Below are 11,818 nucleotides of genomic sequence, written 5' to 3' on the forward strand. Positions count from 1 at the left end.
GCCCCGGCTCCGGCCGCGATCACAACCCTGGCGGCCAGTCTGGGCCGTTTCGACGGGGCGTATCGTATCGATCCCGACGGGCGGGTTCATCTGCCGCAGGTGGTCCGGCTGCCTGCGCCGGGAACGCCCCTGTCGGTTCCGGATGGTTGCGTGGTTGTGACCGGCGGACTGGGCGGCATGGGGATGACATTGGCGGAGCAATTTGCCGCCGCAGGGGTACGGGTGGTTCTGTTGCATCGCCGCAGCACGGTGCCGCCGGACCTTGCGTTCGCCGCGTATCGCTGCGACGTGACCGATGCGGATCAAGTCGCAGCGGTGTTCGCGACAATCCGGGCCGAGGTCGGGGCCATCCGGGGCGTGATCCACGCCGCCGGGATTGCGGGCGATGGCTATCTGCTCTCCCGCTCGCGCGAGGATTACGAGGCGGTGCTGGCCCCCAAGGTAACCGGAACCTGGAATATCCACCGGGCGACCCTCGGCGACGACCTTGCCTTCTTTGTCCTGGCCTCGTCGCGCACCGCGCTGACCGGCGCTCCCGGACAAAGCGATTACACGGCGGCGAATGCCTTCCTCAACGCGTTTGCCCGCTACCGCAGACGGCTCGGTCTGCCAGCCCTGGCGCTGTGCTGGAACACGTGGTCTGGCGTGGGCATGGCCGCCCGGCTGGCGGGCAAAACGATCTCCGCCCAATCGGTGCTGGCACCGGATCAGGCATATGGGGTTCTGGCCGCGGCGTTGGCCTCGGGCGCTGAACAGGTCGTGGTCGCGATGACGGACGAGGCGTCCGCCTCGTTTCGGATCACGGAACCAAGAATGCCCGAGGCGGTCTCGGTCTCGGTTCCCGCCGGGGAAGCGGAGGTGCTTGACATCTTCCGGGAGGAGCTCGGCTACGACCACCCCCTCACTCGCGAGGATGATTTTTTCGATCTCGGCGGGGATTCCATTGCCGGAACCCAGATTGTCGCCCGCATCGAGCGGAGCCTGGGGATCAAGCTTGCCATCGCCGATCTGCTCGACAGCGGTACGCTGGGGGCGATCCTTGATCGCGTGTTCGCGGTGCGGGGAGATTGCGCGCGCGCGGTGGAGACGGATCTGCTCGACATCTTCCGGGAGGAACTTGGCTACGACCGTCCCCTCACTCGCGAGGACGATTTTTTCGATCTCGGCGGGGATTCCATTGCCGGAACCCAGATCGTCGCCCGCATCGAGCGGAGCCTGGGGATCAAGCTCGCCATCGCCGATCTGCTCGATGGCGGTACGCTGGGGGCAATTGTCGACCGCGCCCTTGCGTCACGCGAGACGGTGGCCGTGCCGGGTCTTAAGTCCGCTCCCGAGCGGGATAGATATCCGGTCGGGCGGGAGCAATTGGCGATTCTCTATGCGGACATGGCCAGCGAGACGCATCTGGGCTTCAACCTTCCGGCGTTCCTGATCCTTCCTTGCGATCTCGACAAACCCCGCCTTGAAGCGGCGCTTGCCACCCTGATCCGTCGTCACGAGGTGTTACGGACGTCGTTCTGCGATTTCGATTCCGAACATCCCAACATGATTGTGCATCCCTTCGAGGGATTTGTGCTGGAAGAGGCGCATATCCCCGATCTCTCCCACAAGGACGACTTCATTCGTCCCTTCGACCTGCGCCGAGAGGCGGCGTTCCGGGTCAAGCTGCTGGTGGTGGCCGAGCGGGATTACGTGTTGTTTTTCGACATTCATCACGCGCTGGCGGATGGACGGACGATCTCTTTGCTGAATGCCGAACTCTATCGGCTCTATCACGGAGAGCCGCTCGCGCCGGTTACGGCACAGCAGAAGGATTTTGCCTGGGCCCAGCTTTCATCCCCCGATCGGGCCGCACGGGATTATTGGCACAATATCTATCCGGACGAGTTGCCGAGGCTCGATCTTCCCGCCGATTTTCCACGGCCTCCGATCCACACCGGGCGGGGCGGGATGTACGAATTCGCCTTGGCGGACGATCTCGTCGCCGGAATCAAGGCGGTGGCCCGCCGCGAAGGGGTGACGAACTATCATGTCGTCCTGTGCGCCTGGAGCCTGCTGGCGGCAGCCTATGCGGACCGGCGCGAGGTCGTCATTGCCGTTTCGATGGATCGCCGCGAGGAGCATCTCAACACTGCGGGGATGTTGGCGTCGTTGTTGCCGTTGCGGTTCGACGTCGATTGGGACCGGCCGCTGACGGAGGTGTTGCGCGAGACCAAACGGATCAGCAACGATGCCCTGCGGCATCGCGGCTATATCCTCAACGATCTGCTGATGGATCTGAGGCCGCCGCCGCACCCGGAGCGGTCACCCTTGTCCGAGATGATCCTCTCCTACATGAATTTCGAGTTCGCCTCGGCAGGGCAGGGATTGTTCGAAACGTTGCGCTTCACCAAGAATGCCAGCAAGACCGATCTTTCCATTTTTGGCAGCGATACCGGCGACCGGATCGGATTCGCGCTTGAGTACTATGCCGATCTGTTCAGCCACGCCAACGTCGTCAAGATTGGCGAAGATTTCACTGAAATCCTGCGGCGGATCACCTCGGGTAATGCCGACGCGCCGCTGCGGTTTGTCCCGACGCGGACCGTTCCGGCCCATTTCCAATACCGGGAGATCGGTGCCGTGTTGCGCAACCGCGTTGTCGCCCTGGCGCATGACAGCGGCGTTTCCGCCGAGACCGTCGTGCTGGCCGCCTTTGTCGCGTTGCTGAGCCGGATCACCCATCGGCGCGACCTCTTGGTCGAAATTGCGCCGTCCGCGTCGGTCCCGTTCACGATCGACGACGACATGGAGTTCGACGATCTGTTGAAGCAGACCGTGACCGGGCTTGCCTTGGCGCGGACGGGGACACTCTCCTCACCATCGGGTGAGGAGGCGATGAGCTTGGGCTTCGCCTACTGCCAAGGCGGCGAAGTCGTCTCTGGTGTGCGAGGCGGGCGTTATGGCCTGTTCTGCGCGGTTCAGGATGGCGGCGACGGATTGGCGGTGCGGTTCGAACACGATCCACAAATCCTCTCCGACGAAACGGCCCGGAACTGGTTGGGGTATTTCGAACGCTTCCTCGCAGGGGTCACGGAAGGACGGGAATCATGAAGATATCGGACATCGCCTTCGACGTGCCGGAGCCGTCGCCAAGCGAAAGCCCTGCCCCCCAAGCCTCCTCGCTGGAAGAGTTGTTCCGCGCCGTCGTCGCCGCTCGTCCCGAAGGGGAGGCCATCAGCGGTGGTGGCCGCTCGATCAGCTTTGCCGATCTTGACGATTTGTCTGCTCGTATCGCCCGCTTTATCCGTTCGCGTCACTACGGCGACGAGGCTGCGGTCGGGGTTCTGTGCCGCCGGGGCGCGCTCTATCTTGCCGCCGCGTTCGGTGCGATGCGGGCCGGAGCCGTCTATCTGCCGATGGAAAGCGAATTGCCGACGGCGCGCCAGGAACTCATGCTAAAGCCGGTCCGGCTGCTGATTGTGGACACCGCCTCTCGACGCGCCGCCGAGTTCTTCCAGTACCGCCTCCCCGGATTGGAAGACGTGCTGTGCATTGATGCGCCCGATTGGGACGGGGGCGCGGAAAGGGGGGGCGATCTCGCCAGCACCGCGTATTGGGAAAGCAGCGCCGAATCGGGCAGCGATCGGGGGTGGTTCAGCGATTTCGACCTGAGCCCGTATCCGCCCGAGGCTCTGTCCGACGTGGCGTCCGGGCTGCTCGAAAAAAGCGGTCTGGGTCATGGGCGTCGCCACCGGGTGCTCGATGTCGGCAGTGGTTCCGGGGTCGTCGCCCGTGCCCTTGCGTCGGCCGCCAGCCGCTACACCGCCGTCGAGTTGGCCCGCAACGAACTCGACCGTGTCGCCCGTCTGTCTACCGACGCCACGGTTTCAGTGCACCAGATGGACGCGCTCGATATTGGCCTTTTCGACGACGAGACTTTTGATCTCATCGTTCTAAACGGCGTGGTGGAGAATTTCCCGGGATACGTTTCCCTGCGCAAAGTGCTCAACACCGCGCTCCGGCAGTTGTCTGACGATGGGGCGATCGTGGTCGGCGCGGTGCGGGACCTCGACCGGATGGACGCCTTGCGGGCCGCGCTGCACGCTTATGCGGAGACATCGGGAGACGGTTCAGGCTTGCTGCGCTTCGAGTCCTCGACGGAACTGTTTGTGCCGCAACGATTTTTTACAGCCTGGGCGGCGGAAAGCGCGGTCCCGGTGCGGGTGACCTTTTCGCCCACCGGCGGGGGAACACTCGGGCAGGATCGCTTCGATGTGGTGATCGAAAAAGCGCCGGATCGTAACGTTTCGCTGCCGTTCCGTCGTTTCGGCACGCGGCAGCTTCCGCCTTCATCCGCCGAGGCGCTGCCCGCCAGCGCGCCGGAGCAGGCGGCCTATATCGTCTACACCAGCGGCTCGTCCGGGAACCCCAAGGGGGTGGTGGTGGAACACCGGCATCTCCTCCACATCATCCGGGCGCTGAAGAGCTTTTCGGACGGGTGCGAGCGGGTGGCTCTGGTCGCGCCCCTGTCGTTCGATGCATCGATCCAGCAAATTGCGGTGTCCCTGTTCTGCGGCAAACCCCTTCACGTCCTGTCCGATACGGAACGCAAGCAACCGTCTCTGTTCTGCGAAAGCATCCGCCGGAACCGGATCGATCTGTGCGATATGACTCCGGCCTTCTTCAACGTGCTGGTCGAGTACCTCGCCGAACACCGCCAGCCATTGCCGGTCAAGCGCCTGCTGCTGGCCGGGGAGGTGCTGCGTCCCGATATCATTCGGACGTTCTACGCCATTCCCGGAAACCAGGGCGTGGTGCTGTTCAACGTCTATGGTCCGACCGAATGCACGGTGGATAGCAGTGCGTTCCGCATTGATTACGCCAACCACGCCTCATACCCATCTTATCCGATCGGCAAGCCGTTGGACGGCGTGGTGATCTCCATCCGCGATCCGGACGGTCGATCCGTGCCGGAGAGCGTGACCGGAGAGATCTGGATTTCAGGCGCGGGGGTGTCTCGCGGGTATCTCGACGGGGAAAATCCGGACTCCTTCCTGACGACGCCAGAGGGGCGCTTTTACCGAACCGGGGACTTTGGATTCATCCAGAACGGCCTTGCGTATTATCGCGGGCGCGAAGACCAGCAGGTTAAGATTCGGGGCAACCGCGTCGAGATTGGCGAGGTGGAAAAAGCGCTGACGGCCTGCCCCGGGGTCCGGCAAGCGGTGGTCGTCGCAAACGCCTACCGGACCGGAGAGGGGAAAAGTCTGGCCGCCTACGTCGTCGGGGAGGTCGATATCGCCGCCCTGCGCCGCCATCTCGAACGCACTCTGCCGTCCTATTGCGTCCCCGATTATTTCGTTCCGATGGTCGAACTGCCGCTGTCGGTCAACCGCAAGGTCGATAAGAAGTCGTTGCCGTCTCCGCTCGGCCGGGTGGAGCCTGCTCAGGGACGCAAGCCCACCGGAGCGGTCGAGGGCAAACTCGCCGAATTGTGGAAGCGTTTGCTGGGAAGCGATGTCACCGATGCCGAGGCGAGCTTCTTCACCCTTGGCGGCCACAGCATCATGGCGGTCCGCCTGATCGCGATGATCGAGACGGAGATGAATGTCCACGTTTCCGTCAATGAACTGTTCTCGCACCCGAGCATCGCCGCTCTGGCCGCGCTCCTCGCGGGCAAACGCGCGGCTCAGGAGGGGCCGGTGATCCGGCTTTGCCAGTGTGACGGCGGCAAGACTTTGTTTCTGTTCCATCCGGTTGGGGGAAGCGTGTTCTGCTACAGCGATCTGGCCAATCTGCTGAAGCATCGCTACACCGTTTATGCGGTTGAGGCGGCTGGGTTCCGCGAAGAAAAAAACGTCCTGAACACTGAACTCCACACCGTGGAGAGTCTGGCCGAATATTATCTGGATGAAATTCTCAAGGTCGAGAGCGGTGAGATCGTCTTTGGCGGTTGGAGTTTCGGCGGGCTGCTGGCTTATGAAGTCGCCTGCCGTCTCAAGGCGATGGGGGGCTCGCCGGGGCCGGTCCTGATTCTCGATTCGGTCGCCGACAACAGTCGGGCCAGGAAGATCGCCGCTCAAGACGATATCTCGATGTTAAAGACGTTGTTGCACGATACGCTCGCCTTCGACGAGGAGGTCTTGCGGGCGCTGCCGCGCGAGGAAAAGCTCGCCTATTTGGTGCAGTGTGGGGAGAGCAGTGGAGTGCTTCCCGCCGGATTCAGCGCGGTGCAGATGGACAATCTGCTGCAAACCTACCGTGGCAACGCCATTGCCGCCGCTCGTTACGACAATCCAACGCCGTCTGATTTACCTATCTTGCTGGTGCGGGCGCTGGATTTCGCCAGCAATCCTCAGATCGTCATCGACGATCAGTATCAAGGCTGGAGCCGCTTTCTGAAGGAAGATCAGATTACCCTCAAATGGGTCGAGGGAACCCACGAAACCATGCTGTCTTCCGGGCTGGTTGGGCCCGTGGCTACGCATATTCTGGATTATGTCCGATAGGTGACGATCTGACGAGGGAGCGTCCCGCGCCACGGTTCGGGGTGGTTCGAATCTCCCGCCATCGGTCTGGATGCTTCCCGCTGGACCGGCGGGATCAGGCTGCGTCAGATGACCGCTTGCGATAGCCCAGTGCGCCCAGGCCAAGGATGGCCGCGCCGAACAGGGGAAGAGCGGCAGGTAAAGGAACGGCCGAAACCATATTGGTGTTCTGACCGTTATAATGAATTTCTCCGTTCTGGTTCAGATTGTTGGCGATGACCGTTCCTTCGATGTTCTGAGAGGTGGAGATATTGGCAAGGACAGCGAGAATGGTTCCGCCAAACTGATTTTTAATGTTGATGTTCTGCGCGTCTGTGAAGTTCCAAACGGTGTTGGTTCCCAGTTTTTGCGCCGACCCGCCAATAAAATTGGCACCCAGTGTCAGTGAATTTGCCCCGATCCCGCTGACATTGATGACGGCCTCTTTCGCGCCATTGAGCGAGAAGTCGATTTGTTTCGAATTGTTCAGCAGGTCGGCGCCGTTGATCGAAAACACAGCGACCCCATCCGCGCCGGGGGTGGCGGTAAAGGTTAGGGTGCCGTTTTTATTGCTGATGGTGCTATCGGTCGCCAGTTTGGAGAGCTGCCCGGAATAGGCGGTCAACGCCGCCCGTGCCGCGCTGATCTCGGCTGCAACATTGGGTATCTGCGCGGACGGAAGCGATGACCCGACCAACAGGCTGCCGCCGCCGTTGGTTCTGACCCCGGCACCGGAGTAAATCGTCCCGCCAATATAAGCGCTTCCCCCATTGGCGTTGACCGTGCCGTTGGTCACGGAGCCAACGACATAGAGGCTGCCGAAGCCGTTGAAATTGGCATTGAAGCCCGAGGTGATGTTGCCTCCGACATAAATGTTACCGCCACGATTGGCGTTCAGGCCGCTGGTGGCGATGTTGCCACCAACAATAAGCCCGGCAGCGTTCAGGTCGACGGAGCCGCTCAACGACTTGCCGACGGTCAGGGCCGTGTTGGCGAGGTTGACGTTCTGCCCGTATGTGCCACCTTTGACCTCGCCCCCGACCAGCGTGCTGCCGTCGACGTGCGATGTGCTGGTGACATTGTTGAAGACGATGGCGTTGTAGGTGTTGATCAGACCCGTTGCGTCGAGGGCGGTTGCCGAGGCATCAGGGGCCATCCCCAGTCCCCCAGCCAACAAGCTCATCACCATGCTAACGTTTCTGATCGTAATCATCTGGCCTGTCCCCGAATCGTGTCCTGGTACTCTTTTGGGGTAAAAGCAATATTCGGGCCACGCTGCGAATGATTGATATTTCAGTTGATTGGCTTTGGGTCGCACACTGAGTGAGTAAAGAATCCTGACAGATTTCCGGTTCCAGGGTCTGCTGTCGGGTGTCGCGGCTGTCCCTGCAAACGGCTTCACTCGGGGCTGGTCTGTATCCGTCTGGTAAAAAGAACGCCGTATCTTTATTGTAGGTCGGGCCTCGCTTCAGCGACCCCCAAAAGGGCAGACCTCCCGGTTTTTGATCGACCGAGCGCATTCAGAATAAAAATCGAAACCGTGCCTTTTGCTCATCGCCCTGGGTTCGTTGCTTCAAACTGGAGATCACGCGCGGGGAGAGTCTGAGATGCCAACAGATGCGACGAGCCTGCGGTGGAAGCCGGGCATCTTGTTTTTCCGCCGCATTCAGCAGTTGCCCGGCTTGGTCCGTCTCGTCGCGGCGGTCGTGTTCCTGCACCTGATCCCAGCGACGGGTTACGCCACCCCGCCGGAGCGGATGGACGGAAAAGCCGTGCTTATCCTGGTGGGCGGGCAATACGGCCTGCCGGTGGGAGATACCCTGACGGCCAGTCTGGTCTCCACCCTCAAGGAAAGTGGGATTTCCACCAGCGACATTTATGTCGAATACCTGGACCTGATCCGTTTCGACAATCCGCAGCGACGGGCCGACTTAGCAAGGCTTTTGTACGAAAAGCTGGACGGCAAGACGATCGGCTTGGTGATCACGGAAAATCAGTCGGCGCTCGAGTTCCTGGCCCAGGATGGCTACGACCTCCTGCCCTCCGGCTTACCTGTGCTGTCCACCCTGATCACCACTCCTTCGGTCGTTTGGCGCGGTACGCCCCATCGTGTCCTGAACGTGATCAACCGCTACGACATCACCGCCACGCTCCGCTATGGTTTCCAGCTTTTTCCCCGGACGCGGCGACTGATCCTGGTGGTGGGAACCCAGGCCCAGAACACGACCTTCCGCGCATCGGTTGCCGCTGCTCTCCCCGCCGCGCGCGAGCCGGTGGAGGTTGAAGACACCGCAGCGCTGTCCTATGAGGACATGTTGCAGCGAATTTCGGCGGCTCCATCAGACAGTCTCGTCCTGCTTGGGGACTATTTCAAAGACCGTACCGAGCGCCGCTTCATTCCGGCAGATGTCGCCACCGAGGTCGCCAAACGGGCCAGTGTGCCCGTGCTGGGGCTGTACGACGCCCACGTTCGTCATGGGCTGATTGGCGGGTCGGTGGTGATGCCGACTTTGGTGGGGCGACGCGCCGGCGAGATCGGCATTGCCTTGCTGGCGGGGGAGCGCTGGCCCGAGGCCAATGGCGATGGCGTTTCCCTGCCGTCCCAGTTGCTGTTCGACTGGCAGCAAGTACGGCGGTGGGGTGCCGACCCGGCTCAACTCCCCGAAGGCACCCTGTTCCTCAATCGCCCGCGCTCGATCTGGGCCGATTATCGTGAGCAGGTCATCGCCGCATTCGCTGTCCTTGTGGTGTTGTTTGGTCTGATCAGCGCGTTGGTGGTTCAGAACCGTCGTCGCAAGCGGGCCGAGCAGAACCTGATCGAATACCAGCAACAGCTTGAGGCCAGGATTGAGGAAAGAACGCAAGCCCTGACCGAGACCCTGGCCCAGCAGGCGTTCGACCGCGAGCGTTTCGAATACGCCCTGGACGCGACCAATGATGGACTGTGGGACTGGAACATCCAGACCAACGAGTGTTATTTCAATCGCGCCTACAAGCGGATGCTGGGCTATGAGATGGATGAGTTGGTGGAAAACGCCAACGACACCTGGGTCGCCCTGTTGCATCCGGAAGACCGGGAGTTAACGGTTACCCAGGCTGCATATTTGCTCGAGACAGCGGGGGGATACGAACTCGAATTCAGAATGTGCTGTAAGAATGGCAGCTACAAATGGATCCTCAGCCGGGGCAAAGTTGTGGTGCGCGACCCGGACGGCAAGCCGTTGCGAGCGGTCGGAACCCACATTGATCTGTCGGCGCGCAAAGAACTGGAATTGCAGATGCGCCGGGCCAAGGAGGCTGCGGAAGCCGCCAGCCTGTCCAAGAGTGCTTTCCTGGCCAACATGAGCCATGAAATCCGCACCCCGATGAACACGATCACGGCGCTGGTCCATCTGCTCCGCAAGGATCAGGTGACGCCCCAACAGGAGGAGCGGCTGGCCCGGATCGAGGCATCAGGCAAGCATCTGTTGTCGATCATTAATGACATCCTTGACCTGTCCAAGATCGAGGCAGGGAAATTGTCTTTGGAAACAAACGATTTCGCCCTGGGACAGGTGCTCGACCATACGGCCTCGATCATCGGAGAATCGGCCCGCGCCAAGGGACTCGAGATTCGGGTGGAGCCCGACAGTGTTCCCCTGTGGCTGCGAGGCGACGCTTTGCGGGTCCGCCAGGCGATGCTCAATTTCGCCAGCAATGCCGTCAAGTTTACCGAACGGGGGAGCATCACCCTCAAGGCCGAGCTGCTTGAACAGGAGGAAGACCGGCTGAAGGTGAGGTTTTCGGTCGAAGACAGCGGGATCGGCATCGCCCCCAAGGCGGTCGGCCGATTGTTCCACGAGTTCGAGCAGGCCGACAACAGCACCACCCGCAAGTTCGGCGGCAGCGGCCTTGGCCTCGCCATCAGTAAACATCTGGCGGAAATGATGGGAGGAGAGGCCGGGTGCACCAGCATTTTGGGCCAGGGCAGCACCTTCTGGTTTACGGTTTGGTTGCAACGCGGTCATGGCGTGATGCCGACGAACGAAAGGGTGCCGTCTTCCGCCGAGCAGGATCTACGCCTTCGCCATCACAGCGTGCCCATTCTGCTGGCGGAGGATAACCCCCTCAATGTTGAGGTTGCCCAGGAGCTGCTGCATGCCGTGGGGTTGTCGGTCGATGTCGCCGAAAACGGTCGCATCGCGGTCGAGAAGGTTATGACGGGCAGCTATGCGATCATCCTGATGGACATGCAGATGCCAGAGATGGATGGCCTCCAGGCCAGCCGGACCATCCGAGACGTGCCAGCCTATCGGGATATCCCCATTCTGGCGATGACAGCCAACGCTTTCACCGAAGACCGCGCGGCCTGCCTGGAGGCCGGGATGAACGATTTCATTGCCAAGCCGGTGGACCCGAACGCACTCTACGCGACGTTGCTCCGCTGGCTACCCGAAGAGTCCCCGGCGATAAAAACGGACCCCAACTCCAGCCCTTGCCCCGCCCCGGCTGCTTCGGCCGATAGGATACTGACCCGCCTCGCGGAGACCGCCGGGATCGATTTGCCGAGGGGGCTGGGGGTGCTGCGCAACAACAAGGGCAAATATCTCGACCTGATGTGTCTGCTGCGGGGGAGCAACGCGGAAAATATCGCCGCGATCAAAAGCGCCCTGGCGGCGAGCGATCGTTTTTTGGCCGAACACGCCGTACATTCGCTGAAGGGCGCCAGTGGGAATCTCGGCCTCACTGCCTTGTTCGAGGCGGCGAAGAGCTTGGAGGATGTTCTCCGGCAGCCGGAAGGCGACCAACAGATCATCGCGGCCCGGCTGGCCGATCTCGAAGCCGCCCAGCGCGCGCTGGCTCAGGCTCTCGATGGTGGTGAGGATGGGCCGGAGGCGGACTGAAAATTCCCCATCATCCTCAGAAAAAGCAGAGGTAACCTCTCTTCGTCCGTGCCGCCAAATATACGGCACGGACGCGTTGAGGCCGGTCGTCTTTACGCCTTGCCGTCCCGCAGGTCGTGACTCTGCGTCCATCCCGCGATCAGTGCGCGAGAAAACAGCGGGTAGGCCGCTGGGATCACCACCAGGGTCAGCAGGGTCGCCGAGACCAGACCGCCCACGACCACGGTGGCCAGGGGCCGTTGCACTTCAGAGCCGATTCCCGATGACAGCAGGAGGGGAATCAGTCCCAGCGCGGCGATTGAGGCGGTCATCAACACCGGCCGCAGCCGTGACAACGCCCCCCTGATAATCGCCGCGTCGAGGGGGAGGCCACCCAGCAGATTCTGGTTGATGGCGTTGACCATCACCACCCCGTTCAGCACAGCG

5 protein-coding genes are annotated in these 11,818 nt (G+C 61.7%); 3 read left to right on the forward strand and 2 right to left on the reverse strand.

The window, feature by feature from the left end; genetic code table 11:
* Together K678_RS15795 and K678_RS15800 are read left to right on the forward strand one after the other, a co-directional pair.
* Positions 1–3,093: SDR family NAD(P)-dependent oxidoreductase (locus tag K678_RS15795; RefSeq protein WP_021133475.1), on the forward strand; the 3,093-nt coding region annotated here is incomplete at its 5' end.
* A complete protein-coding gene (locus K678_RS15800) occupies positions 3,090–6,491 on the forward strand; it encodes an alpha/beta fold hydrolase (RefSeq protein ID WP_021133476.1) in 3,402 nt (1,133 codons plus the stop codon). The genes K678_RS15795 and K678_RS15800, both read left to right, overlap by 4 nt.
* A 94-nt stretch (positions 6,492–6,585) precedes the next feature.
* Here K678_RS15800 and K678_RS15805 read toward each other — a convergent pair whose 3' ends face one another.
* Positions 6,586–7,722, reverse strand: a complete 1,137-nt coding sequence (locus K678_RS15805) for a collagen-binding domain-containing protein (RefSeq protein WP_081673313.1) — start codon at positions 7,720–7,722, stop codon at positions 6,586–6,588.
* A 394-nt stretch (positions 7,723–8,116) separates the two neighbouring features.
* On the opposite strand from K678_RS15805, the gene K678_RS17995 reads away from it, so the two are divergent.
* The gene (locus K678_RS17995; protein WP_021133478.1) at positions 8,117–11,392 is read left to right on the forward strand and encodes a PAS domain-containing hybrid sensor histidine kinase/response regulator; all 3,276 of its coding nucleotides are present in this window, start codon (positions 8,117–8,119) and stop codon (positions 11,390–11,392) included.
* Positions 11,393–11,484: 92 nt separating this feature from the next.
* On the opposite strand, the gene K678_RS15815 is transcribed toward K678_RS17995, so the two are convergent.
* Positions 11,485–11,818 (reverse strand): efflux RND transporter permease subunit (locus K678_RS15815; protein WP_021133479.1); only part of this gene is annotated, 334 nt, incomplete at its 5' end.

This window comes from Magnetospirillum fulvum MGU-K5 (assembly GCF_000442515.1).
In the GTDB taxonomy this organism is placed as follows: Bacteria; Pseudomonadota; Alphaproteobacteria; order Rhodospirillales; family Magnetospirillaceae; genus Phaeospirillum; species Phaeospirillum fulvum_B.

What these genes read in the sequence shown, in the direction of transcription:
- K678_RS15800 (WP_021133476.1), top strand. Translation starts at nt 3,090, where the DNA reads ATGAAGATATCGGACATCGCCTTCGACGTGCCGGAGCCGTCGCCAAGC.
- K678_RS15805 (WP_081673313.1), bottom strand. Translation starts at nt 7,722, where the DNA reads ATGATTACGATCAGAAACGTTAGCATGGTGATGAGCTTGTTGGCTGGG.
- K678_RS17995 (WP_021133478.1), top strand. Translation starts at nt 8,117, where the DNA reads ATGCCAACAGATGCGACGAGCCTGCGGTGGAAGCCGGGCATCTTGTTT.